Here is a 23,176-nt window from a genome sequence, read left to right on the forward strand (position 1 = left end):
CGACGGACCCGGCCGCCAGCGCGACGCTCGCGGCCGGCGCCACGGCTGCGGCCGCGGCCCAGGCGAACCTGCAGTTGTCGCCGGCCGCGGGGGCGATCGCCGCCGCGAACGCGCACGTGCTCGCACCGCACATCAGCACGCCGGACTGGACGGACGCGCTGAGCCAGAAGGTCGTGTTCCTGTCGAATGCGCACCAGCAGAGCGCCGAACTGACGCTCAATCCGGCCGATCTCGGGCCGCTGCAGGTCGTGCTGCGCGTCGCGGACAACAACGCGCACGCGATGTTCGTGTCGCAGCACGCGCAGGTGCGCGAAGCGGTCGAAGCCGCGCTGCCGAAGCTGCGCGAGGCCATGGAAGCGGGCGGGCTCGGGCTCGGCAGCGCGACCGTCAGCGACGGCGGCTTCGCCTCGCAGCAACAGAACCCGCAACAATCCTTCGCCGGCGGCCAGCCGTCGCGGCGCGGGAGCGGCGGATCGTCAGCCGGCGATGCACCGGTCGGCGTTGCGCAATCCGCACCGGCCACCGCGAGCGTGAGCCGCGCCGGCCTCGTCGATACGTTTGCCTGAGCATGGCCGCCGCCGTGCGCGCGCCGCTCAGCGGCCGTGCACCGCCGCGGCTGCCTCGCCGCGCGGCGCCGCGCCCTTGCGCGTGGCGACGATGAAATCCGCCGCGCGTTCGCCGATCATCACCGACGGCGCATTCGTATTCCCGCCGACCAGCGTCGGCATCACCGACGCATCCACCACGCGCAACCCTTCGACGCCGCGCACGCGCAGTTGCGGATCGACGACCGCGCGCGCATCCGAGCCCATCCGGCAGGTGCCAACCGGGTGGTAGATCGTGTCGGCATGCTCGACGATCGTCTTGCGCAGTTCCGCTTCGCTCTGGTCGGCCCGCGTGTACAGCTCGCGGCCGCCCTGCGACGCGAGCGGCGCCTGCGACAGGATCTTGCGCATCGCCTGCGTGCCGCGCACGAGCAGGTCGAGATCGCGCGAATCGCTGAAGAAGCGCGGGTCGATCAGCGGCGCGTCGCGTGCATCGCCGCTCGCGAGCGCCACCGTGCCGCGGCTGAACGGCCGTAGCGCGCACACGTGCAGCGAATAGCCGAAACCCCAGTGCATTTTGCGATTGTGGTCGTCCACGAGCGCCGTGCAGAAATGCAGTTGCAGGTCGGGACGTTCGAGCGACGGATCGCTCTTGATGAAGCCGCCGGCCTCCGCGACGTTGCTCGTCATCATCCCGGTGCGGCTCGAAAAATAGCGCGCGAGCGCGGGCGTCATCTTCGCGATCCCGCGCAGGCACACGCCGACCAGTTCCGATGAATTCACGCGCGTATTGATGATGAAATCGATATGGTCGATCAGGTTCGTGCCGACGTCCGGCGCATCCTGCACGACCGCGATCCCGTGCCGGCGCAGCTGCTCCGCCGGGCCGATCCCCGAGCACATCAGCAGTTGCGGCGAATTGAACGCGCCGGCCGACACGATCACTTCCGCACGCGCGTCGAGCGTCTCGACCCGCCCGTTGCGCGCGAGCGCAACGCCGGCCGCGCGCTTGCCGTCGAACGTGACGCGCAGCACCGTCGCATCGGTGATCACGTGCAGGTTCGGCCGGTTGCGGCCATAGATATACGCGCGGGCGACGCTGCAGCGCGAGCCATCGCGATGCGTGACCTGGTAGAAGCCGACGCCTTCCTGCGTCGCGCCGTTGAAGTCGTCGTTCAGCGGATAGCCGGCTGCATGCGCCGCCTCGATGAATCGTTCGGAGAACGGATTGCGAAAGCGCAGATCCGACACCGTGAGCGGGCCGTCCGCGCCGTGCCACGCATCGGCGCCGCGCGCGTTGCCTTCCGCGCGGCGGAAATACGGCAGCACGTCCTGCCAGCCCCAGCCGGTCGCGCCGAGCTGCGCCCATTCGTCGTAGTCGCCCGGGTGGCCGCGCGTGTAGATCATCGCGTTGATCGCACTCGAGCCACCCATCCCGCGCCCGCGCGGCTGATAGCCGCGCCGCCCGCCGAGGCCCGGCTGCGGCACCGTCTCGTAGCCGTAGTTCGTGCCGAGCTTGAACGGCACCAGCGCCGCGATGCCGACCGGCATGTTGACGAGCAGGTTGCGCTCCGTGTGCGAGCCGGCCTCGATCAGCGCGATCGTCGCATCGGGGCAGGCATCGGCGAGACGGCCTGCCAGGCTCGACCCGCCCGAACCGCCGCCGACGATGATGTAGTCGTATTGCATGTCACGTCTCCGTCGTGTCATGGAAGGCGCCCGGCACCGCCGCGCGACCGTGTCTCCTCTTTGGAGGGTCTGTTTGCAGATGGAACACGCATGCGAATGCCCGAAATCGCTCGTAGGGCAAGGAGCGAGGAGCGCCGTTTGGCCGAGCCAAACAAGCGACGAGCGACGCCGCCATACGGGCGATTTCGGGCATTCCCGTGACATGATTTTTTTAATTTGGGGTTGCCATGAGAACGGCCGCTCGCCGCGTTGCGCTCCTTGCGAATACGTCAGTATTCGCGGCGTCACGCGCCTCGCGAGCGGCCGTTCTCATGGCAACGCATGCGTGTTCCATCTGCAAACAGACCCTCGGGGCATTGTAGGAATGGCCGTCCCGCGCACGGCGCGCCAATTCAAGAGCGATTCCTCTAAACGCTCGCGTGAACTAAATTTAAGATGTATCGATTCGCTTTGCGCGACGCGCCGGCCACGAGAAGCCGATCCGTCGCGAAACGGGAGTGACGACGATGCAGCGCCAGGTTCTGCAGGCCGCGTGGCGACCGGGTGGTCCGGATGCGATGCGCGCAGCCTGCATTTCATTTCAAACGGCTGCCCGCGCGGGGATGCTCGGCGTCATGCGCGCAGTCGATCGAAATCGAACGGCACGCGTCGTCGCCGACCGTTTGGACGGTTTGCCGCCGCAGCGGCACGGTGCACTGCTGCACGATTTGACTGACCTGTCGCGCTGCCCCGCTTCGGTGCGGCGGCAGGTAGTCGCGCCTCGGCATCGCGTGCTCGGCAACAGTCGCATCGCGCTACCTGCACATGCGCATCGACACGGTTTCCGGATGCACACACCGTCGCGTGGATGCGACGCCCGCTGCACGCTTCAACCGGTTTTCGAGCACACGTCGCATCGGCCCCGTGCCGCGCGACCCGCATCACCCCGATCCGCGTCGCCGCGCTCGCCGAGCGTGCGCGTGCGGCGTGACGGCCGGCCGACCAGCCATGCCCAACTGGAGGAGACGACATGAAGAACGAGCTGCCCGAACTGGCCCCGCAAGCCCTGCCGTCGGTGGATGCGCTGACGGCGCTGCTGCGCGACCAGCGCGCGGCCTACCTGCGCGCGCCGTATCCGGCATGGGAAACGCGCGTGCAGCACCTGCGCGCACTGCGCACGATGCTGATCGACCATGCGGATGCACTCGCCGAAGCGATCAGCGCCGATTTCGGTCATCGTGCGAAGCAGGAAGTGCTGCTGTCGGAAATCTGGATGGCGAAGGAAGAGATCGACGACGCGCTCAAGCACGGCAAGCGCTGGATGAAGCCGATCCGCAAGCCGATGAACAAGTGGCTGCGCCCGGCGCGCGCGAAGGTGATTCCGCAGCCGCTCGGCGTGGTCGGCATCGTCGTGCCGTGGAACTATCCGGTGCTGCTCGCCGCCGGCCCGCTGATCTGCGCGCTCGCGGCCGGCAACCGCGCGATCATCAAGATGTCCGAACTGACGCCGCGCACGTCGGCGCTGTTCGAGCAGCTCATTGCCAAGACCTTCACGCGCGACCACGTCGCGGTCGTGAACGGCGATGCGGAAGTGGGCGCCGCGTTCAGCGGGCTGCCGTTCGATCACCTGCTGTTCACCGGCTCGACGCACGTCGGCCGCCACGTGATGCGCGCGGCCGCCGACAACCTCACGCCCGTCACGCTCGAACTCGGCGGCAAGTCGCCGGCGATCGTCGGCCCGAACGCGCGCTTCGATGCGGCCGTCGACGCGATCGTCGCGGGCAAGACGCTGAATGCGGGCCAGACCTGCATCGCGCCCGACTACGTGCTGCTGCCGCGCGGGATGGAAGCCGCGTTCATCGAGCGCGCACGCGCACGGTTCGCGAAGATGTATCCCGACCTGTCGGCCAACGGCGACTACACGACGATCGTGTCGCCGCGTCACTACGCGCGGCTGCAGCAGCTCGCGAGCGACGCGCAGGCGGCCGGCGCGCAGCTGCATCCGCTGTCCGACGCGCAATCCGATCCCGCATCGCGCCGCTTCGTGCCGTGCGCGATCACGCAGGTGCCGGCCGCGTCGCAACTGATGCAGGAGGAAATCTTCGGGCCGCTGCTGCCGCTCGTGCCGTACGAACGGCTCGACGAAGCGATCGCGTACGTGAATGCACGCCCGCGTCCGCTCGCGCTCTACCTGTTCGATGAGGACGGCGGCACGATCGACCGCGTGATGCGCGAAACGATCTCGGGCGGCGTATCGATCAACGAAACGCTGATGCACATCGCGTGCGGCAGTTTGCCGTTCGGTGGTGTCGGTGCGAGCGGCATGGGCGCCTATCACGGCTACGACGGCTTCGTGACGTTCTCGAAGATGAAGCCGGTGCTCACGCAGGCGCGCCTGAACGCGCGCAACCTGCTCGCGCCGCCGTACGGCAAGCGCTTCGCCGCACTGATGAAGCTGATGCTGAAGTTCTGAGTGGAACGGGCCGCGCGCATCGCGCCGCGGCCCGCACAGGCATGCCGCGCGGCGAGGGTGCCGCGCGCGCCGTCACACGGGCCAGAGCGGCCCTTCCTGCATCGCGCCGATCTGCTCGCGCAACTCGAGCACGCGCGCTTCCCAGTAACGATGCGTGTTGAACCACGGGAACGCGGCCGGAAATGCGGGATCGTCCCAGCGCCGCGCGAGCCATGCGGCGTAGTGGATCAACCGCAGCGTGCGCAGCGCTTCGACGAGATGCAGCTCGCGCGGCTCGAATTCGCAGAAATCCTCGTAGCCGGCCAGCAGGTCCGCCAGCGCACGCGACGCGCCTTCGCGATCACCCGGCAGCAGCAGCCACAGATCCTGGATCGCGGGCGCCATCCGGCTGTCGTCGAAGTCGACGAAGTGCGGGCCGGCATCGGTCCACAGCACGTTGCTCGGATGACAGTCGCCGTGCGTGCGCAGCAGGCGGATCTCGCCCGCCCGCTCGAACGCGGCCTCGACGCCTTCGAGCGCGAGCGTCACAGCCGTCTCGTATGCGGGCCGCACATCGTCCGGAATGAAATCGTGCGCGAGCAGGTAGTCGCGCGGCTCATAGCCGAACGTCTTGATGTCGAGCACGGGGCGCGCGACATACGGCTGCGTCGCGCCGACCGCATGGATCCGGCCGATGAAGCGGCCGAGCCATTCGAGCGTGTCGCTGCGATCGAGATCGGGCGCGCGGCCGCCGCGCCGCTCGAAGATCGAGAAGCGGAAGCCGTCGAACGCGTGCAGCGTGCGGCCGTCGAAGGCGCGCGCGGGCACCGCCGGAATCTCGCGCGCGGCGAGTTCGGCGACGAACGCGTGCTCTTCGAGAATCGCTTCGTCCGACCAGCGCGCCGGACGGTAGAACTTCGCAACGACCGGCGGGCCGTCTTCGATGCCGACCTGATAGACGCGGTTTTCGTAGCTGTTGAGCGCAAGCAGGCGCCCGTCGGTGCGCAGGCCGGCCGGTATCAGCACGCTGTCGAGCGCGTCGAGCACGCACTCGGGCGTGAGTCCGGCGAACGGCGGGCCGGCGGGCGAAGCGGGAGCGGAAGTGACGTCTTTCATGCCCCGCATTGTGCCGCCAGTCGGGCTGAAAGACGAGCGCCCGGTGCGGAGGTTGCGCTTAGTGAAGCGCCGCGCCGGCCGGCAGCACGGATTCGCCGGTGTCGATCAGGTCCTCGAGAAAGAACGGCTCGGTGTTGAGTTCCTTGGACTCGCCCGGTACGCCCGCGTACCAGGTCACCATGGCCATGTCGCCCAGGACGCGCTGGACGATGCCACGCGCGCCCTTCGGCACCGCGATATGGGTAGTGCAGACAATCGACCCGACATGCATGATGGTTCCCCACTCTTGAATCTTGAAACCCGGCCCGCTGGGGGCCGGCAAATGCACGATCCGCGCGCTCTCGTCGGAGCGTTGCGCGTAATCCCATTGTTCACGGTTTATCGAAGCACGAAAAGAAGAAGAAGCAGGCGAAGTGCCGCGAATTCATCGAATGTCTCCAATCAACCACTGCGCCGGAGCAGACGCTTGCCCGCCCGGTTACCCCCATCATACCCTGTCGAATGTGACCGCCCGCCGAATCCCCGGCATCACCGCGGCGCGCACGTGACGGACGCTCCGCGTGCACCGTGAATCCGGTGTCGGGTCGTCACGCAAATTCGCGCGACGGCGGTTGCCGAATCACACGACGCCGTCGTCACCTTCCCGCTGCCTGGAACGCAGCCAGCGCAGCGACCGTTGCGCACGCAACGCCCTTCGCCCTTCGTCATGCGATGCGCCGCCGACAGGTGTTGCATCCGTTGCCGGCCTTGCGGTACCTTTGACGCTCATTCGCGTTCAAGCGCAATCCGACACGATGCATCCGTTCACGTCCGCCCTTGCAAAATCCCGGCCGCAGTTCGACTCGCGGCCGCAGGCGTGCGCGCATCCGTCGGTCCTTCCTCCTCCTGTCGCACCGCCGCTCGTCTGCGCCGCGCCGCCCCCTCCGGCGGCACGCGTCGGCTGACCAGCCGGCTTTTCGTTTCGCCTTCCATTCGCCCGTAGGCTCGCATTCGTGCGTCGTGACGCACGGCGTGTTGCTGCGCGCGCGGATGGAACATTCCGATCCGTTCGACAGGTGGATTCACATGGTTTCGTTCAAACGCGCGCTCGCCGCGCATGGCGCGACGTCGCTCTTCGTGCTGCTGTGGAGCAGCGGCGCGATCTTCGCTGAACTCGGTCTGCGTCACGCGTCCGCGTTCGTCTTTCTCACCGCACGTTTCGCACTGGCATCGCTCGTGCTGCTCGGGCTGGCCTTCCTGCGCAAGCGCTGGCTGCCGCCGCGCGGCGAGCGGCGCATGGCCGCGCTGACCGGCTTGCTGATGATGGGCGGCTATTCGATCTTCTACCTGCTCGCGCTCGAACGCGGGATCGCACCGGGCGTGCTCGCGACGATCCTTGGCGTGCAGCCGATCCTCACGCTCGCGATCGTCGAGCGGCGCTGGCAGCCCGTGCGCATCGCGGGGCTCGCGCTGTCGCTGGCCGGTCTCGCGCTCGTCGTGTTCCGCGGCGCGGGAGACGGCGGCCTGTCGCTCGCCGGCATCGCGTGCGCGCTCACCGCGCTCGTCGCGCTGACCGCCGGCTCGCTGCTGCAAAAGCGCGTACGTGCGGCGCCCGCCGACGTGCTGCCGCTGCAGAATGCGATCGGCCTCGCGCTGTGCGTGGCGATCGTGCCGTTCCGGCCGGTGTCGCTCGACATGAGCTGGGCCTTCGTGATCCCGCTGCTGTGGCTCGGCATCGTGATTTCGGTGATCGCGCAACTGCTGTTCTACCGGTTGATGCAGCGCGGCGATCTCGTCAACGTGACGAGCCTGTTCTATCTCGTGCCCGTCGTCACCACGTTGATGGATGCCGCATGGCTCGGCAACCGGCCCGAGCCGCTCGCGCTCGCCGGCATGGGGGCAATCATCGCGGGGCTCGCTCTCGTGTTCCGCGCACCGGCCGCCCGCGTGCAACCCGACCGCGCATGAACGCGCGTGCCGCCGCGCCCGCGGGTGCGGCGGCACGCATCGGACACATACGACGAATCCGCAATAATCGAAAGGCGCGAGAAAGATACGCGCAAGGCGTTCGTCGAACTTGCGGGAAAAATGCGCGATTCGCCGAGCTTTCCGCTGATTTTTAATGGTTCGGATAGCGAAAAGCGCTGACGGTTGCCTATACTCGAATTGACCGCCCCGCTCGCAATCGGGCCGGAACCATACTAGAAACACCCGGCATGGGGCCGGAGCAAGCGCGCATGCGCCCACTCCGGTCGACCCTGGAGACACGCATGACGACCTACTTCACGATCGGCGACTTCATCCTGTTGATTCCGATGGCGCTGGCCGGAGCGCTATTTCTCGGCGCGGTGCCGTGCGCAACCGAATTCCGCCACAACCTGCTGCGCGTGCTGGGCGTCATCCTCGGCGTCGGCGTCGCGGTATTGCTCGTCGAAGGCCTGCCTGCACTGATCTAGCGGCGCACCACCCGTGCGTGACGTGCATCGCTGCACTGCAGCGATGCGATGTGTTGCGCGCGAGCCATCGATACGGCACGCGATGTTTCGCATGCCGTATCGACTGCCGGTCAGATCGCCTGATCGGTGGACGGCTTTTCCCACAGATTGATGCCGCCTTCCGTCGCGTAACGATCGATCTCCGCGAGTTCTTCCGCCGAGAATTCGAGGTTCTTCAGCGCGCCGACGTTTTCACGCACCTGCTCCGCCCGGCTCGCGCCGATCAGCGCGGACGTCACGCGGCCGTTGCGCAACACCCAGGCGAGCGCCATCTGCGCGAGGCTCTGCCCGCGCCGTTCGGCGATCGCGTTGAGCTTGCGCACATGGTCGAGGTTGTCCGCACTCAGGTGATCCTGCTTCAGCGAACCGCCGCCCGGCTTGTTCACGCGCGCGTCGGCCGGCACGCCGTTCAGGTACTTCGACGTGAGCAGCCCCTGCGCGAGCGGCGTGAACGCAATGCTGCCCGTGCCGATCTCGTCGAGCGTGCCGAGCAGTTCGGTTTCGACCCAGCGGTTCAGCAGGTTGTACGACGGCTGGTGGATCAGCAGCGGCACCTTGTACTGCGCGAGCAGCTCGGCCATCTCGCGCGTCTTTGCCGCCGAGTACGACGAAATGCCGATGTAGAGCGCCTTGCCCTGCTGCACGGCCGACGCAAGCGCGCCCGCCGTTTCCTCGAGCGGCGTGTGCGCGTCGAAGCGGTGCGAATAGAAGATGTCGACGTAGTCGAGCCCCATCCGCTGCAGGCTCTGGTCGAGGCTCGCGAGCACGTACTTGCGCGACCCGCCGCCGCTGCCGTATGGCCCCGGCCACATGTCCCAGCCGGCCTTCGTCGAGATCAGCAGCTCGTCGCGATACGGCCGGAAATCTTCCTTCAGCAGCCGGCCGAAGTTGGTTTCCGCGCTGCCGTACGGCGGCCCGTAGTTGTTCGCGAGATCGAAGTGGTTGATACCGAGGTCGAATGCGGTGCGCAGGATGTCGCGCTGCGTCGAGATCGGCGTCGAGTCGCCGAAGTTGTGCCACAGGCCGAGCGACAGCGCGGGCAGTTTGAGCCCGGATTTGCCACAGGTACGGTACTGCATGTCGGCATAACGTTCGGAAGCTGCTTCGTAGGCCATGAGTCGGTTCCGTCAGGACATCGGGAGAGGGGACGCGCGCCGGCCGCGCTTGCGGCGCGGCGGCGGCGAAGGAGTCATACGACGACTATGGTAGCGAAAGCGGCCGGAACGTGCTCGGCGGCGCGACGATGGACGCGGCCGCGGTCGTCGCCTACACTGCGGCGTCTCGAATCACCGTTCCAGCGAGGTTGGTATGTCCCGGGTCATCTCGGTTGCGCTGCTCGTCGGCGGCGTCGTGCTGCTGTATTTCGGCGGCCAGTCGTTCCATTCGATCAACGACAACGTGTCGCGCTTCTTCACCGGTTCGCCCGCGACGAAGACGATCCTGCTGATCGTGGGCGGCGCCGTCGCATCGTTCATCGGCCTGATCGGCCTCGCGATGCCGGGCGGCAAGCGCTGAGCGCGCAGTCGCGCGATGCACGCACGGCCCCGCGTCATACGCTCGGGCCGCATCCAACGAAACGGGCGGCCAGGCCGCCCGTTGTTCCATGCACCCGCGATGCGTTGCATCGCGTCATCGCCGCGGCCTTGAAGGCCGCCCGCTCCGCGCCTAGAACGGCACTTCCGATTTCGATGCCGAGCGCGTGCCGGGCACCGGCCGGTTGCTCGCGCCGTGATACGTGTACACGAGCGAAAACTTCACCTGGTCGGAACGGTTCTGCCCGGCCGAATGCAGCGTGTTGCTGTGGAAGAACACGACGTCGCCCGTCTGCAGCGACGGGCACGTGGCCGCGTCGATCATCTTTCGGTTCTCCGGCAGGTCGCTGCGGAAGAACTTCGCATCGTCGAACGCTTCAGGTCCGAATTCGGCCGTATGGGACCCCGGTACGAGCCACAGTGCGCCATTCTCGTTCGTTTCCGGGCCGAGCGCGAGCCACACCGACACCATGTCCGGACGCTCGAACGACCAGTAGCGGAAATCGCGATGCCAGCCGGTCAGGCTGCCGTACGCGGGGTGCTTCGTCATCATGCAGTTGTGATGCGCGCGCGACAGCACCGGTTCTTCGCCGAAATACTCGCGCATCCACGCACCGATTTCCGGTGCGACCGCGCGCTCGGCGAAGGCCGGATCACGCGAATACGCATCGAGCAGCCGCCGCACCGTATGCCCGCCCGGCGCATGCTTGGACTCGGGCGCGCCCGGGTAGCGCAGGTCCGCCTCGAACTCGATCGGCTCGGCCGCCTCCCGCAACTGGCGCTCCGCGATCTGCCTGAGCGCCGCGCACTGCTCGTCGCTGACGAGGCCACGCGCGACGACGAAGCCGCGCTCGCGCAATTCCGCGACTTGCGCGCGGATCGATTCCGACTGCAATGGAGACGACATGGGATGCCAGACGTTTATTGTGTGAATGTGACGATTGTAAATCGGCGCCGGATGCCGCGAACAGCACCATTGTCGTGCGCAGGGGCATGCCAATCTCGAATTTGATCCGGCTCAAGGGAACTGTGCGGCGCGGTGCCGGCCTCACCGACAGGCGGTATGCGGCACACGCCTTGTGGCACAAGGGTTTATCGCGACTTTTGCCCGTCATGAATCCCCTGTAGCCTGTCGCGGCCTGTCAATTCTGGCGGGCGCGGCGCGCAGCGAGTTTCGATAAGATCCGTTGCGCAATCCGAGGCCGTTCATACCAGTGCGCTCCCAAGGGCGCCATCCATACAAGCGAAGCATCGTTCACATGCCATTCCGTCTGACTTCCCGTCTCAGCCGCGCTGCGAAGCGCGTCATGCCGCCCGCTCCTGCCCGCTCGCTGCGCCATCACCGCGCACGCACGCAGGCGCTGGCCGAGCGTACGCCCGCACATAGCCGGCTGGACGGCATCCGTGCGTGGTTCCACGCATTTTTCTCGATGATGAGCGCGCAGGCGTTCTCGCGCCGTTCCGGCCTGCGCTCGCTGCTGCAGAAGCCGTCGTCGCTGCGCGCGCTCGCGCTGCGCCGCACGCTCGGCCCGCAGCGCCGCGTCAACCGCCCGCGCCGCCTCGCGGCCAGCAACGGCTGGTTCGGGTTCGGCGCACGCTGAGCGCACGCAGGTGGACACCGCCGCGCGACGACCACCGTCGCGCCGCTGCCCGCGCCGTTGCCCGATTGCCGCGGCATCGGAACCCATAAAAAAACCCCGGCATTGCCGGGGTTTTTCTTTTCAGGCGAACGACGCTTACGCGACGCGTGCCGTCGGCTCGACGCCGGCCGCTTCGGCCAGGGCGAGCGCCTTGTCGGTCGCTTCCCACGAGAATTCCGGCTCTTCGCGGCCGAAGTGGCCGTAAGCAGCAGTCTTCTCGTAGATCGGGCGCAGCAGGTCGAGCATCTTGATGATGCCCTTCGGACGCAGGTCGAAATGCTCGCGCACGAGCTTCGTGATCACCGCATCCGACACGCGGCCCGTGCCGAACGTGTTGACCATCACCGAGGTCGGCTCGGCCACGCCGATCGCGTACGACACCTGGATCAGCGCGCGCGACGCGAGGCCGGCGGCGACGATGTTCTTCGCGACGTAGCGGCCTGCGTACGCAGCCGAACGGTCGACCTTCGACGGATCCTTGCCCGAGAACGCGCCGCCGCCGTGCGGTGCGGCACCGCCGTAGGTATCGACGATGATCTTGCGGCCGGTCAGGCCGCAGTCGCCCTGCGGGCCACCGATCACGAATCGGCCGGTCGGGTTCACCAGGAACTTGATGTCGCCCTTGATCAGGTCGGCCGGCAGCGTCGGCTTGATGATTTCCTCGATCACGGCTTCGCGCAGCGCCGGCAGCTCGATGTCCGGTGCGTGCTGCGTCGACAGCACGACGGTGTCGATCGAATCAGGCTTGCCGTCGACGTAGCGGACCGTCACCTGCGACTTCGCGTCCGGGCGCAGCCATTGCAGGCGGCCGTCGCGGCGCAGGCTGGCCTGGCGCTCGACGAGGCGGTGCGACAGGTAGATCGGCAGCGGCATCAGTTCCGGCGTTTCATCGCACGCGTAACCGAACATCAGACCCTGGTCGCCCGCGCCCTGGTCGAGGTTGTCGTCGTGTGCACGATCGACGCCCTGGGCGATGTCCGGCGACTGCTTGTCGTACGCGACGAGCACCGCGCAACCCTTGTAGTCGATGCCGTAGTCGGTGTTGTCGTAGCCGATGCGCTTGATCGTGTCGCGCGCGATCTGGATGTAGTCGATGTTGGCCGTCGTGGTGATTTCACCGGCCAGAACGACGAGACCCGTGTTGCACAGCGTTTCCGCCGCAACGCGGGAATACTTGTCCTGCTCGAGGATGGCATCGAGGATCGCGTCCGAGATTTGGTCCGCGACTTTGTCCGGATGGCCTTCAGAGACGGATTCGGACGTGAAGAGATAATCGTTTGCCACTTTTTCAGGCTCCTGTGTGGTTACGGTTGGTTTCACGTAGCCAGCTTCGTTGGGCCTGAAGCGGCGACGCTTTAGCGGATTACCAGGACCGGGCAGCGCGTGTCACGCTAACCGGCTTCGCCCCGCAAGTTGTCAGTTAACTCGGCGAAGCCCGTATTATAGCGGCTTTCCTGAATTGTCACAGAGCGCCGCCCGTGCTGCATCTTCCGCTGTCTCACCCACCTGTTTGCAAAGCGCCGGCCAGCCGGTCCCACGGAGGTTTCGCATGCTAGGTCGTCTAGCCACGCACCTCGCCATTGGCTTGCTGAAACTGCTCGCCCTGTTGCCGTACGGCCTGACCGCACGGTTCGGCGATGGTCTCGGCTGGCTGCTCTACAAGATCCCCAGCCGGCGAAAACGCATCGTACACACCAATCTGAAACTCTGCTTCCCTGACTGGAGCGACGAACGCCGCGAGGAAATTGCCGGGCAGCATTTCCGCCATGCGATCCGCAGCTACGTCGAACGCAGCGTGCAGTGGTTCGGTTCGGAGAAAAAGCTCGCGAAGCTGATCCAGGTCGACAGCGCGGTCGACCTCGACGATCCGGACCTGCCGCCGACGCTGTTCCTCGGCCTGCATTTCGTCGGCATCGAGGCCGGCTCGATCTGGCTGAATCGTTCGCTGCATCGCCGCTGCGGGTCGCTCTACCAGCCGTTCTCGAACGCGGTGCTCGAGGAAGAGGCGAAGAAGGCGCGCGGGCGTTTCGACGCCGAGATGGTCGGCCGCGCGGACAGCGCGCGCGTCGTGCTGCGCTGGCTGCGCGACCGCAAGCCGGTGATGCTCGGCGCCGACATGGACTACGGGCTGCGCAATTCGACGTTCGTCCCGTTCTTCGGCGTGCCCGCCTGCACGCTGACGGCGGTGGGCCGGCTCGCGAAGACGGGCCGCGCGCAGGTCGTGCCGTTCATCGGCGAGGTGCTGCCGAACTACAAGGGATACCGTCTGAAGGTATTCAAGCCGTGGGATCACTACCCGACCGGCGACGACGATCTCGACGCGCGGCGGATGAACGAATTCCTCGAGGAACAGATCCCGCTGCTGCCCGAGCAATACTATTGGGTCCACAAGCGCTTCAAGACGCGCCCGGCCGGCGAGCCGAGCCTCTACTGAGCCTCTTGAGCAAAGCCCGCGGGCGCGCCTTCATGTGCGCGCCTGCACGCTATCCTCCTTCGGCGCAACCACCAAAGATTGTCGACCGCCTGGCGTACGAGCCACGGATCCGCACTTCCCCCCTGCACCACCAGTTGACCGGCCGGTGACCGCTGCCCCATCACTCGCCCGCCCGCGCAGGACGCCCCTCTCGGCTGCATGTATCATTTGCGGCTGAGATCAGCACGACGAACGAGGCCGCCCGGCATGGCGCGGCGTCGCGCACGCCGCGCTGACCGCCTTGTTCGCCATGGAAATCCGGACCCAGTGAAACTCTCGTTCACCAAGATGCACGGCGCGGGCAACGACTTCGTCGTGCTCGACGGCTATTCGCGCGCGTTGCCGCCGCTCACCGAAGCGCAGGTGCGTGCGCTCGCCAATCGCCACTTCGGCATCGGCGCCGACCAGCTGCTGCTCGTCGAAAAACCGACCGTCGACGGCGTCGATTTCAAGTACCGGATCTTCAATTGCGACGGCGGCGAGGTCGAACACTGCGGCAACGGCGCGCGCTGCTTCGTGAAGTTCGTCAGCGACCGCGGCCTGACCGACAAGCGCAGCGTGCGCGTGCAGGTGATGAAGGGCCTGATCACGCTGACGATGCAGGACAACGGCGAAGTCGTCGTCGACATGGGTGCGCCCGTGTTCACGCCGGCGCAGGTGCCGTTCGATGCAGCGGGCCTCGACGGCCGCACCGAGGGTCGCGACACGCTGTGGCCGCTCGACGTCGGCGGTGCGACGCGCTGGATTTCGACGGTGACGATGGGCAACCCGCATGCGGTGCAGGTCGTCGACGATGTCGAGGCCTACCCGGTGCTGGAAGAAGGCCCGCTGATCGAGCACCACGCGCGCTTCCCGGAGCGCGTGAACGCCGGCTTCATGCAGATCGTGTCGCGCAGCGAAGTGAAGCTGCGCGTGTACGAACGCGCGGCGGGCGAGACGCTCGCGTGCGGCACCGGCGCATGCGCGGCGGTCGCGGCCGGCATCCGGCGCGACCTGCTCGATTCGCCGGTGACCGTGCACACGCACGGCGGCACGCTGACGATCAGCTGGGACGGCGCGCGCGACGAAGCCGCCGCGCTGATGATGGCCGGGCCCGCCACGACCGTGTTCGAAGGCGAGATCGACCTGCCCGCCTGACCCTGCAACGTCCTTGATAACTGAACGCTCCAGCCACATGAACGATCGCGAAGTCGCCGACTACCTGCTCGCCAATCCCGAATTCTTCGCGCAGCACGCCGAACTGCTCGCGACGATCCGTCTCGCGAACCCGCACGGCAAGGCCGCGATCTCGCTGCAGGAGCGGCAGATGGAGATGCTGCGCGACAAGAACAAGCATCTCGAGCGCCGGCTCGCCGAACTCGTGCGCTACGGCCACGAGAACGACAGCCTGTCCGCGAAGTTCAGCCGCTGGACCGCGCGCGTGATCGCGGAACGCGATCCGTACGCGCTGCCGCGCACGATCGCCGACGGCATCGCCGAAGTCTTCGACGTGCCGCAGACGGCGCTGCGCGTGTGGGACGTCGCCGACACCTACTCGCAGGCCGACTTCGCACGCCAGGTCGGCGAGGAAGTGCGCCTGTTCACGAACGGGCTGTCGACGCCGTACTGCGGTGCGAACACGGGCTTCGAGGCCGCGCAGTGGCTCGCGCCCGCAGTTGCCGCCCCGGCCGCGAATGCGGCGGAAGGCGCGGACGCCGCACCGCCGGCCGGCGACGGCTCGGCCACATCGGTCGCGCTGCTCGCGCTGCGTGCACCGCTCGCCGGTAACGATGCGCCCGCGTTCGGCCTGCTCGTGCTCGGCTCGCCCGACCCGCGCCGCTTCCACGACGGGATGGCGACCGACTTCCTCGCGCAGATCGCGACGCTCGCGAGCGCCGCGCTCACGCGCCTGCTGCCGCACTGAGCCTTCCGCACGCGATGACAGACGATCCGATCGCCGCCTACCTGTCGAACCTGAAGCACGTCAGGCAGCTGTCGGAACACACGCTGCGCGGATACACGCACGAACTCGACGAGCTGAAGAAGCTCGCGAACGGCCGGCCGCTCGAAGCGCTGACGGCCGCCGACATGCGCGGCGCGGTCGCGCGCGCACATTCGGGCGGGCTGTCCGCCCGGTCGATCTCGCACCGGCTGTCCGCGTGGCGCGCGTTCTACCGCTGGCTCGCGCAGCGCGTCGAGATGCCCGCGAACCCGGTCGCCGCGGTGCGCGCGCCGAAACGCCCGAAGACCTTGCCGAAGGCGCTGTCGGTCGACGACGCATCGGCGCTGATGGACGCGCCGCTCGCCAACACGACCGAAGGCATTCGCGATCACGCGATCCTCGAGCTGTTCTATTCGTCGGGGCTGCGCCTCGCCGAGCTGATCGGGCTCGACGTGATGTACACGCAGGCCGACGGCTACCGCTCGGTCGGCTGGCTCGACCTCGCCGAAGCTGAAGTCACGGTGCGCGGCAAGGGCAACAAGGAACGCAAGGTGCCGGTCGGCCGCAAGGCGATCGATGCGCTGAACGCGTGGCTCGCGGTACGCGGCGAATTCGTGAAGCACGATCCGCATCCGCTGTTCGTGTCCGTGCGCGGCAACCGGATGTCGCCGGGCGTCGTGCGCGAGCGCGTGAAGCGCGCGGCGCTCACCGCGGGCATCCCCGCCAACGTCCATCCGCACGTGCTGCGCCACTCGTTCGCGACGCACGTGCTGCAGTCGAGCGGCGATCTGCGCGCGGTGCAGGAACTGCTCGGCCACGCGAGCGTCGCCGCGACGCAGGTCTATACGTCGCTCGACTTCCAGCATCTCGCGAAGATTTACGACAGCGCGCATCCGCGCGCGAAGAAGCGCGACTGACGCGCGTCCCGTGTTACCCGCCGCGCGCGGCGACCGGCCACGGTCGGCGTCGCGCACGGCCCATTTCGATCTCACCATGCAAACCGTCACCCTCAAGCCGTCCAAGGAAAAATCGCTGCTGCGCCGCCATCCGTGGATCTACGCCAATGCGATCGACCGCGTCGACGGCAAGCCCGCGCCCGGCACGACCGTGATCGTGCGCGCACACGACGGCCGCTTCCTCGCGCGCGGCGCGTACAGCCCGCAATCGCAGATCCGCGTGCGCGTGTGGAGCTTCGACGAGAACGAGCCGATCGACCACGCGTTCTTCAAGCGCCGCGTGCAGCGCGCGGTCGCGCACCGCACGACGATGGTGTCGGGCACGGGCGCGGTGCGGCTCGTGTTCGGCGAAGCCGACGGGCTACCGGGGCTGATCGTCGACTATTACGTCGCGGACACCGCCGAAGCCGGCGCGGCGCCGCGCGGCCAGCTCGTCTGCCAGTTCATGGCCGCGGGCGTCGAGGCGTGGAAGGACGCGATCGTGAAGGCGCTCGTCGGCGCGACGGACTGCCCGAACGTGTACGAGCGCTCGGACGTATCGATCCGCGACAAGGAAGGGCTCGAACAGACGACCGGCGTGCTGGCCGGCGATGCACCGCCCGCGACGCTGATCTCGAACGAAAACGGCGTGCGCTATCACGTCGACGTACCGAACGGCCACAAGACGGGCTTCTACGTCGACCAGCGCGACAACCGCGCGCTGGTGGCGCAGTACGCGGCCGATCGCGACGTGCTGAACTGCTTCTGCTATACGGGCGGCTTCTCGCTCGCCGCGCTCAAGGGCGGCGCGAAGCGTGTCGTATCGATCGACTCGTCGGGCGATGCGCTCGCGCTCGCGCAGCAGAACGTCGTCGCCAACGGCTTCGATGCCGAACGCGCGACCTGGCTCGACGCCGACGCATTCAAGACGCTGCGCCGCCTCGTCGACGAAGGCGAGCGTTTCGACCTGATCGTGCTCGATCCGCCGAAGTTCGCGCCGACGCGCGACAGCGTCGATCGTGCGGCGCGCGCGTACAAGGACATCAACCTGAGCGGCTTCAAGCTGCTGCGTCCGGGCGGCCTGCTATTCACGTACTCGTGCTCGGGCGCGATCGACATGGACCTGTTCCAGAAGATCGTCGCGGGTGCAGCCGCCGACGCGAAGGTCGACGCGCGCATCCTGAAGCGCCTCGGCGCGGGTGTCGATCACCCGCTGCTCGCGGCCTTCCCGGAAGGCGAATATCTGAAGGGCCTGCTGTTGCAAATCGTCTGAGCGCCCCGATCTACGCGCGTAACCGTCCGCCGGCGCGCCCTGGCGCCCGGCGGATCCGCGCTCCCGCCTGTCGTTCGGACGACGGGCGAGGGCTTGACAGGTATGTTTCAATGGATGGTTGTGCGCCCCGGCTGGCAAAGCCCCGGGCGCGACGCACATCCTGGTTTTGACCCCGATTCACGAACCACAGGCGATTGACATGGCCACTCCCGTCACCATCCTCACCGGCTTCCTCGGCAGCGGCAAGACGACGCTGCTCAAGCGCATCCTGAACGAACAGCACGGCATGAAGATCGCCGTGATCGAGAACGAGTTCGGCGAAGAGAACATCGACAACGAAATCCTCATCCAGGATTCGAACGAGCAGATCATCCAGATGAGCAACGGCTGCATCTGCTGCACGATCCGCGGCGACCTCGCGCGCACGCTCGGCGATCTCGCCGCGAAGAAGCGCGAAGGCAAGCTCGACTTCGACCGCATCGTGATCGAAACCACCGGCCTCGCGAACCCGGGCCCGGTCGCGCAAACCTTCTTCATCGACAGCGAGATCGCCGACGATTTCCTGCTCGACGCGGTCATCACGCTGGTCGACGCGAAGCACGCGAACGCGCAGCTCGACGAGCACGAAGTCGTGCAGCGCCAGGTCGGTTTCGCCGATCGCCTGTTCATCACGAAGTCGGACCTGGTCGACGACCAGACGGTGGCCGACCTCAAGCACCGCCTGATGCACATGAACCCGAAGGCCGCGATCAAGGTCGTGAACTTCGGTGAAGCCGACATCAAGGAAATCTTCGACCTGCGCGGCTTCAACCTGAACGCGAAGCTCGAGATCGACCCCGACTTCCTCGCCGAAGACGATCACGCGCACCACCACCACGATCACGACCATGATCACGATCACGCGAATTGCGACCACGATCACGGTCAATGCGCGCACGATCACGATCACGGCCACCACCATCACCACCACGCGCACCACGACGACAAGATCAAGTCGTTCGTGTACCGCAACGACCGCCCGTTCGACCCGAACAAGCTGGAAGACTTCCTTGGCGGCATCCTGCAGATCTACGGCGAGCGGATGCTGCGCTACAAGGGCGTGCTGTACATGAAGGGCGTCGACCGCAAGGTTGTGTTCCAGGGCGTGCACCAGATGATGGGCAGCGACCTCGCGTCGAAGTGGCTGCCGGTCGAGAAGAAGACGAACAAGATGGTGTTCATCGGCGTCGATCTGCCGCAGGACCTGATCACCGACGGCCTCGACGCCTGCCTCGCCTGACGCGCGCGGGCAACCGCCGCACGGCCGCCTCGCGGGCGGCTGCTGCGGCCGCGGGGCGCCTTTTCCGGGCAGGGTTTCGCCGTCATCGCTTTTTCTCGATTTGCGCGTTATATTTTCTAGATATTGGCGCAGCCGACGGGGATCGACCCGATACGGCGCCCGCTTGCGATTCAGTTACAATACGTGCCCGCTGGAGTACGGCAACAAACAGGCCCGGTTCTTGCTGAACCAGTTTTCCGGGCATCGCAACCGCGCCGGATCGCCAATCCGCCTCCCGGCCGCGGCCGATGCGATGTGCCGCGCAGCACACCGGTTCGCAGCGCGCGCAACTCCGCGCCAGGCCTATCCTGGTATTTGAGAACCGGTTTTCCAGAGGCTTTCGGCCCCGCGGCGGCAAATCGCAAATGATTGCAAGGGCGGTTGCGGGTAATCCCAAAGTGCAGGCAATATCTATCGATTTGCCGCACATTGAAGAAGCAAGCAGATGACGAAGAAACTCTTGACCGAAGCCGAAATCCTGAAGATGAGCGACAAGGATTACATGAATGAGGATCAGCTCGCCTTCTTCAAAAATCGGCTCGAACAGTTGCAGGCGGACATCCTCAAGAATGCAGGTCAGACGACCGAGAACCTGCGCGAGACGGTGATCGTGCCCGATCCCGCCGATCGCGCGACGATCGAGGAAGAGCACGCGCTCGAACTGCGTACGCGCGATCGCGAACGCAAGCTCCTCAAGAAGGTTCAGCAGTCGCTCGCCCGCATCGATTCCGGCGATTACGGCTGGTGTGAGGAAACCGGCGAGCCGATCGGCATTCCGCGCCTGCTCGCGCGTCCGACCGCCACGCTGTCGCTCGAAGCGCAAGAGCGCCGCGAGCTGCGCCAGAAGCTGTTCGGCGACTGATCGAGCGGTATTCCGCTCAAACACGCTGCTTCCCGAAAGCGCGCGGCCTGCCGCGCGCTTTTTGTTTTTCCGGCACCGGTTCCCGGTCCGTCGATTTGCCCACCCCGCCTCTTGATATCCCGGCGCCCGCCCTAAAATGAATCGGATGCGCGCCGGGCCGCTCCCCGGCGCACTGCGATTCATGCGGCGGCGCCCCGCGCCGCCCGACTCTTCCCCGTTTTTCTCAAGGAACGCAGATGGAGCAATTTCACGGCACGACCATCGTTTCGGTCCGGCGCGGCGACAAGGTCGCGCTCGGCGGCGACGGCCAGGTAACCCTCGGCAACATCGTCATGAAGGGTGGCGCGCGGAAAGTGCGGCGGATCTACAACAACCAGGTACTGGTCGGATTCGCGGGCGGCACCGCCGATGCGTTCTCGCTGCTCGATCGCTTCGAGGCGAAGCTCGAGAAGCACCAGGGCAACCTGACCCGCGCGGCCGTCGAGCTCGCGAAGGACTGGCGCACCGACCGGATGCTCCGCCGCCTCGAGGCGATGCTGATCACGGCCGATGCCACCACCACGCTCGTCATCACCGGCAACGGCGACGTGCTCGACCCCGAAGGCGGGATCTGCGCGATCGGCTCGGGCGGTGCCTATGCGCAGGCCGCGGCTCGCGCGCTCGTCGAGAACACCGAGCTGTCGCCGCGCGAGATCGTCGAGAAGTCGCTCGGGATCGCCGGCGACATGTGCATCTACACGAACCACAACCGCATCATCGAAACGATCGAGTAAGGACCGCACCATGAGCACCATGACCCCTGCCGAGATCGTCTCGGAACTCGACAAGCACATCATCGGCCAGGCGAAGGCGAAGAAGGCCGTCGCGGTCGCGCTGCGCAACCGCTGGCGCCGCCAGCAGGTCGCCGACCCGCTGCGCCAGGAAATCACGCCGAAGAACATCCTGATGATCGGGCCGACGGGTGTCGGCAAGACCGAAATCGCGCGCCGCCTCGCGAAGCTCGCCGATGCGCCGTTCATCAAGATCGAAGCGACCAAGTTCACCGAAGTCGGCTACGTCGGCCGCGACGTCGACAGCATCGTGCGCGACCTGATCGAGATCTCGGTCAAGCAGACGCGCGAAACCGAGATGCGCAAGGTGCGCAGCAAGGCGACCGACCAGGCGGAAGACCGCATCCTCGACATCCTGCTGCCGCAACCGCGCGCGGTGGGCTTCGGCGGCAACGCCGAGCACGCGAACGACGACAACAACGTGACGCGCCAGACGTTCCGCAAGCGCCTGCGCGAAGGCCAGCTCGACGACAAGGAAGTCGAGCTCGACCTCGAGCAGCCGTCGGCCGGCATGGACATCATGGCGCCGCCGGGGATGGAAGAGATGACCGAGCAGATCCGCTCGATGTTCTCGAACCTCGGCAGCGGCAAGAAGCAGCGCCGCAAGGTGAAGATCAAGGAAGCGCTGAAGCTGCTGACCGACGAGGAAGCGGCGAAGATGCTCAACGACGAGGAAGTGAAGACGAAGGCCGTGCAGAACGTCGAGCAGAACGGCATCGTGTTCCTCGACGAGATCGACAAGATCACGTCGCGCAACAACGAAGGCAGCGGCGGCGAAGTGTCGCGCCAGGGCGTGCAGCGCGACCTGCTGCCGCTCGTCGAAGGCACGACGGTCAACACGAAGTACGGGATGGTGAAGACCGATCACATCCTGTTCATCGCGAGCGGCGCGTTCCACCTCGCGAAGCCGAGCGACCTGATTCCCGAACTGCAGGGCCGCTTCCCGATCCGCGTCGAGCTCGACTCGCTGTCGGTGAACGATTTCGAAGCGATCCTCGTCGCGACCGACGCAAGCCTCGTCAAGCAGTACCAGGCGCTGCTCGCGACCGAAGACGTGCAGCTCGAATTCGCCGACGACGGCATCCGCCGTCTCGCGGAGATCGCGTTTTCGGTCAACGAGAAAACCGAGAACATCGGTGCGCGCCGGCTGTACACGGTGATCGAGAAACTGCTCGAGGACGTGTCGTTCTCGGCCGGCAACCATGCGGGCGAGTGCGTGACGATCGATGCGAAGTATGTCGATCGCGCACTCGGCGAAGTGGCGCAGGACGAAGACCTGTCGCGCTACGTGCTGTAACGCGCGCGGCGTCGAATGCGAGACGGGCGGCCCGGCGGGCCGCCCGTTTTCATTGGTACGTCGGGCGGCAGGCAGCCATGCGCCGCCCGTCCGCCTGCGCGATCGCGCGCCGTATCCCGCGGCACGCGTCGTACGGAATCGCCCCGCCGTGACGACCACGGCGCGCGGCGCGCCGCTTACTGTCGCACCGGCTTCTTCGCGAGCTTGCGCTGCAGCGTGCGGCGATGCATGTTCAGCGCACGCGCCGTCGCCGAAATATTGTTGTTGTTCTCGGCCAGCACGCGCTGGATGTGCTCCCATTCGAGCCGGTCGACCGACAGCACGACCGGATTCTCCAGCGCTTCGTCGGCCTGCACTTCGGTCGCGTTGGTCTGCAGCGCGGCCAGGATCGACTCGACGTTCGCGGGCTTCGCGAGATAGTTGTCGGCGCCTTCCTTCACCGCCTGCACGGCAGTCGCGATGCTCGCGTAGCCGGTCAGCACCAGGATCCGCGCATCGGGCTGCAGGTCGCACAGCGGTGCGATCAGGCTCAGGCCCGAATCCTCGCCGAGATGCAGGTCGACGGTGATGAACTGGAACTTGCCGCCCGCGGCGAGCCGAAGCGCCGCCTCCTTGTCGTGCGCCTGCTGGACCGCGTAACCGCGGCGCTCGAGGCCGCGCGCGAGCGTGCCCGCGAACACCTCGTTATCGTCGATCACCAGGAAATTGTTCTCGCTCATGTGGTTTCTCCGTCTACGTGTTGGTTGAGGCGGCCGGCGTCGCGACGCGCACGACCGGCAGCCGCAGCACGGCCCGCGTGCCGCGCGCGGCGGTCGTACCGGCCGGGGGCTGTCCGGCGCG

23 protein-coding genes are annotated in these 23,176 nt (G+C 66.8%); 16 read left to right on the forward strand and 7 right to left on the reverse strand.

Going from position 1 to position 23,176, the window contains the following annotated elements; translation table 11 throughout:
* A partial coding sequence (locus tag F3J15_RS32160) for a flagellar hook-length control protein FliK (RefSeq protein ID WP_166896257.1) occupies positions 1–566 on the forward strand: 566 nt, incomplete at its 5' end.
* A gap of 27 nt (positions 567–593) precedes the next feature.
* Here F3J15_RS32160 and F3J15_RS32165 read toward each other — a convergent pair.
* Positions 594–2,234: a GMC family oxidoreductase N-terminal domain-containing protein gene (locus F3J15_RS32165; RefSeq protein WP_166896259.1), complete on the reverse strand. Its 1,641-nt coding sequence runs from the start codon at positions 2,232–2,234 to the stop codon at positions 594–596.
* A gap of 497 nt (positions 2,235–2,731) precedes the next feature.
* Between F3J15_RS32165 and F3J15_RS32170 the strand changes: the two genes are divergently transcribed.
* Together F3J15_RS32170 and F3J15_RS32175 are read left to right on the forward strand one after the other, a co-directional pair.
* Positions 2,732–3,247 (forward strand): hypothetical protein, encoded by a 516-nt coding sequence (locus F3J15_RS32170; protein WP_166896261.1) that lies wholly within the window; start codon positions 2,732–2,734, stop codon positions 3,245–3,247.
* Positions 3,244–4,686 (forward strand): coniferyl aldehyde dehydrogenase, encoded by a 1,443-nt coding sequence (locus F3J15_RS32175; protein WP_166896263.1) that lies wholly within the window; start codon positions 3,244–3,246, stop codon positions 4,684–4,686. The genes F3J15_RS32170 and F3J15_RS32175 overlap by 4 nt, the downstream gene beginning before the upstream one ends.
* Before the next feature lie 72 nt (positions 4,687–4,758).
* On the opposite strand, the gene F3J15_RS32180 is transcribed toward F3J15_RS32175, so the two are convergent.
* Together F3J15_RS32180 and F3J15_RS32185 are read right to left on the reverse strand one after the other, a co-directional pair.
* Positions 4,759–5,790: a serine/threonine protein kinase gene (locus tag F3J15_RS32180; protein ID WP_166896265.1), complete on the reverse strand. Its 1,032-nt coding sequence runs from the start codon at positions 5,788–5,790 to the stop codon at positions 4,759–4,761.
* A 49-nt stretch (positions 5,791–5,839) separates the two neighbouring features.
* A complete protein-coding gene (locus F3J15_RS32185; RefSeq protein ID WP_011353523.1) occupies positions 5,840–6,052 on the reverse strand; it encodes a hypothetical protein in 213 nt (70 codons plus the stop codon).
* A 794-nt stretch (positions 6,053–6,846) separates the two neighbouring features.
* Between F3J15_RS32185 and F3J15_RS32190 the strand changes: the two genes are divergently transcribed.
* Both F3J15_RS32190 and F3J15_RS32195 read left to right on the forward strand, forming a co-directional pair.
* Positions 6,847–7,728 (forward strand): DMT family transporter, encoded by an 882-nt coding sequence (locus F3J15_RS32190; protein ID WP_166896267.1) that lies wholly within the window; start codon positions 6,847–6,849, stop codon positions 7,726–7,728.
* Positions 7,729–8,030: 302 nt separating this feature from the next.
* Positions 8,031–8,216 carry a hypothetical protein gene (locus tag F3J15_RS32195; RefSeq protein WP_011353526.1) on the forward strand — a complete coding sequence of 62 codons (186 nt, stop codon included), beginning with the start codon at positions 8,031–8,033 and terminating at the stop codon, positions 8,214–8,216.
* A 110-nt stretch (positions 8,217–8,326) separates the two neighbouring features.
* Here the strand turns inward: F3J15_RS32195 and mgrA are convergent, their stop codons facing one another.
* Positions 8,327–9,370 carry an L-glyceraldehyde 3-phosphate reductase gene (mgrA, locus tag F3J15_RS32200; RefSeq protein WP_069249117.1) on the reverse strand — a complete coding sequence of 348 codons (1,044 nt, stop codon included), beginning with the start codon at positions 9,368–9,370 and terminating at the stop codon, positions 8,327–8,329.
* A gap of 193 nt (positions 9,371–9,563) precedes the next feature.
* Between mgrA and F3J15_RS32205 the strand changes: the two genes are divergently transcribed.
* Positions 9,564–9,770, forward strand: a complete 207-nt coding sequence (locus F3J15_RS32205) for a DUF3185 family protein (RefSeq protein WP_011353528.1) — start codon at positions 9,564–9,566, stop codon at positions 9,768–9,770.
* A 150-nt stretch (positions 9,771–9,920) separates the two neighbouring features.
* Here F3J15_RS32205 and F3J15_RS32210 read toward each other — a convergent pair whose 3' ends face one another.
* Positions 9,921–10,694, reverse strand: coding sequence for a phytanoyl-CoA dioxygenase family protein (locus F3J15_RS32210; protein ID WP_166896269.1), 774 nt, complete (start codon positions 10,692–10,694; stop codon positions 9,921–9,923).
* Positions 10,695–11,046: 352 nt separating this feature from the next.
* Here F3J15_RS32210 and F3J15_RS32215 point away from each other — a divergent pair, with 352 nt between their 5' ends.
* Entirely contained in the window at positions 11,047–11,388 is a 342-nt protein-coding gene (locus tag F3J15_RS32215; protein WP_069249119.1) for a hypothetical protein, read from the forward strand.
* 135 nt (positions 11,389–11,523) lie between these two features.
* On the opposite strand, the gene metK is transcribed toward F3J15_RS32215, so the two are convergent.
* A complete protein-coding gene (gene metK, locus F3J15_RS32220) occupies positions 11,524–12,711 on the reverse strand; it encodes a methionine adenosyltransferase (RefSeq protein WP_006482984.1) in 1,188 nt (395 codons plus the stop codon).
* 265 nt (positions 12,712–12,976) lie between these two features.
* Between metK and lpxL the strand changes: the two genes are divergently transcribed.
* The 9 genes from lpxL to hslU all read left to right on the forward strand — a co-directional run bounded on the left by lpxL (position 12,977) and on the right by hslU (position 22,336).
* A complete protein-coding gene (gene lpxL, locus F3J15_RS32225; protein WP_069249120.1) occupies positions 12,977–13,861 on the forward strand; it encodes a lauroyl acyltransferase LpxL in 885 nt (294 codons plus the stop codon).
* Between the two features lie 306 nt (positions 13,862–14,167).
* The gene (gene dapF / locus F3J15_RS32230; protein WP_166896271.1) at positions 14,168–15,037 is read left to right on the forward strand and encodes a diaminopimelate epimerase; all 870 of its coding nucleotides are present in this window, start codon (positions 14,168–14,170) and stop codon (positions 15,035–15,037) included.
* A 37-nt stretch (positions 15,038–15,074) separates the two neighbouring features.
* Positions 15,075–15,803 carry a DUF484 family protein gene (locus F3J15_RS32235; RefSeq protein WP_069249124.1) on the forward strand — a complete coding sequence of 243 codons (729 nt, stop codon included), beginning with the start codon at positions 15,075–15,077 and terminating at the stop codon, positions 15,801–15,803.
* 14 nt (positions 15,804–15,817) lie between these two features.
* Positions 15,818–16,738: a tyrosine recombinase XerC gene (gene xerC / locus F3J15_RS32240; protein ID WP_166896274.1), complete on the forward strand. Its 921-nt coding sequence runs from the start codon at positions 15,818–15,820 to the stop codon at positions 16,736–16,738.
* A 76-nt stretch (positions 16,739–16,814) separates the two neighbouring features.
* Positions 16,815–18,029 carry a class I SAM-dependent rRNA methyltransferase gene (locus F3J15_RS32245; RefSeq protein ID WP_166896276.1) on the forward strand — a complete coding sequence of 405 codons (1,215 nt, stop codon included), beginning with the start codon at positions 16,815–16,817 and terminating at the stop codon, positions 18,027–18,029.
* A 199-nt stretch (positions 18,030–18,228) separates the two neighbouring features.
* Positions 18,229–19,308, forward strand: a complete 1,080-nt coding sequence (locus F3J15_RS32250) for a GTP-binding protein (protein ID WP_069249127.1) — start codon at positions 18,229–18,231, stop codon at positions 19,306–19,308.
* A 484-nt stretch (positions 19,309–19,792) separates the two neighbouring features.
* Entirely contained in the window at positions 19,793–20,209 is a 417-nt protein-coding gene (dksA, locus tag F3J15_RS32255; RefSeq protein ID WP_006477498.1) for an RNA polymerase-binding protein DksA, read from the forward strand.
* A 236-nt stretch (positions 20,210–20,445) separates the two neighbouring features.
* Complete coding sequence (gene hslV, locus F3J15_RS32260; RefSeq protein ID WP_006477497.1) at positions 20,446–20,982, forward strand: ATP-dependent protease subunit HslV; 537 nt, start codon at positions 20,446–20,448, stop codon at positions 20,980–20,982.
* Between the two features lie 10 nt (positions 20,983–20,992).
* A complete protein-coding gene (hslU, locus tag F3J15_RS32265; protein ID WP_166896278.1) occupies positions 20,993–22,336 on the forward strand; it encodes an ATP-dependent protease ATPase subunit HslU in 1,344 nt (447 codons plus the stop codon).
* 176 nt (positions 22,337–22,512) lie between these two features.
* Here hslU and F3J15_RS32270 read toward each other — a convergent pair whose 3' ends face one another.
* On the reverse strand, positions 22,513–23,055 hold the full coding sequence (locus F3J15_RS32270; RefSeq protein WP_021156278.1) for a response regulator transcription factor: 543 nt from the start codon (positions 23,053–23,055) through the stop codon (positions 22,513–22,515).
* Positions 23,056–23,176 lie beyond the last annotated feature (121 nt).

It is taken from the genome of Burkholderia sp. Ap-955, from assembly GCF_011753045.1.
Lineage (GTDB): Bacteria > Pseudomonadota > Gammaproteobacteria > Burkholderiales > Burkholderiaceae > Burkholderia > Burkholderia lata_D.

Bases quoted from the DNA above. Each gene is read 5' to 3' on its own strand.
- F3J15_RS32165 (WP_166896259.1), bottom strand. From the start codon at position 2,234: ATGCAATACGACTACATCATCGTCGGCGGCGGTTCGGGCGGGTCGAGC.
- F3J15_RS32175 (WP_166896263.1), top strand. From the start codon at position 3,244: ATGAAGAACGAGCTGCCCGAACTGGCCCCGCAAGCCCTGCCGTCGGTG.
- F3J15_RS32180 (WP_166896265.1), bottom strand. From the start codon at position 5,790: ATGCGGGGCATGAAAGACGTCACTTCCGCTCCCGCTTCGCCCGCCGGC.
- F3J15_RS32185 (WP_011353523.1), bottom strand. From the start codon at position 6,052: ATGCATGTCGGGTCGATTGTCTGCACTACCCATATCGCGGTGCCGAAG.
- F3J15_RS32190 (WP_166896267.1), top strand. From the start codon at position 6,847: ATGGTTTCGTTCAAACGCGCGCTCGCCGCGCATGGCGCGACGTCGCTC.
- F3J15_RS32195 (WP_011353526.1), top strand. From the start codon at position 8,031: ATGACGACCTACTTCACGATCGGCGACTTCATCCTGTTGATTCCGATG.
- mgrA (WP_069249117.1), bottom strand. From the start codon at position 9,370: ATGGCCTACGAAGCAGCTTCCGAACGTTATGCCGACATGCAGTACCGT.
- F3J15_RS32205 (WP_011353528.1), top strand. From the start codon at position 9,564: ATGTCCCGGGTCATCTCGGTTGCGCTGCTCGTCGGCGGCGTCGTGCTG.
- F3J15_RS32210 (WP_166896269.1), bottom strand. From the start codon at position 10,694: ATGTCGTCTCCATTGCAGTCGGAATCGATCCGCGCGCAAGTCGCGGAA.
- F3J15_RS32215 (WP_069249119.1), top strand. From the start codon at position 11,047: ATGCCATTCCGTCTGACTTCCCGTCTCAGCCGCGCTGCGAAGCGCGTC.
- lpxL (WP_069249120.1), top strand. From the start codon at position 12,977: ATGCTAGGTCGTCTAGCCACGCACCTCGCCATTGGCTTGCTGAAACTG.
- F3J15_RS32235 (WP_069249124.1), top strand. From the start codon at position 15,075: ATGAACGATCGCGAAGTCGCCGACTACCTGCTCGCCAATCCCGAATTC.
- xerC (WP_166896274.1), top strand. From the start codon at position 15,818: ATGACAGACGATCCGATCGCCGCCTACCTGTCGAACCTGAAGCACGTC.
- F3J15_RS32245 (WP_166896276.1), top strand. From the start codon at position 16,815: ATGCAAACCGTCACCCTCAAGCCGTCCAAGGAAAAATCGCTGCTGCGC.
- F3J15_RS32250 (WP_069249127.1), top strand. From the start codon at position 18,229: ATGGCCACTCCCGTCACCATCCTCACCGGCTTCCTCGGCAGCGGCAAG.
- dksA (WP_006477498.1), top strand. From the start codon at position 19,793: ATGACGAAGAAACTCTTGACCGAAGCCGAAATCCTGAAGATGAGCGAC.
- hslV (WP_006477497.1), top strand. From the start codon at position 20,446: ATGGAGCAATTTCACGGCACGACCATCGTTTCGGTCCGGCGCGGCGAC.
- hslU (WP_166896278.1), top strand. From the start codon at position 20,993: ATGAGCACCATGACCCCTGCCGAGATCGTCTCGGAACTCGACAAGCAC.
- F3J15_RS32270 (WP_021156278.1), bottom strand. From the start codon at position 23,055: ATGAGCGAGAACAATTTCCTGGTGATCGACGATAACGAGGTGTTCGCG.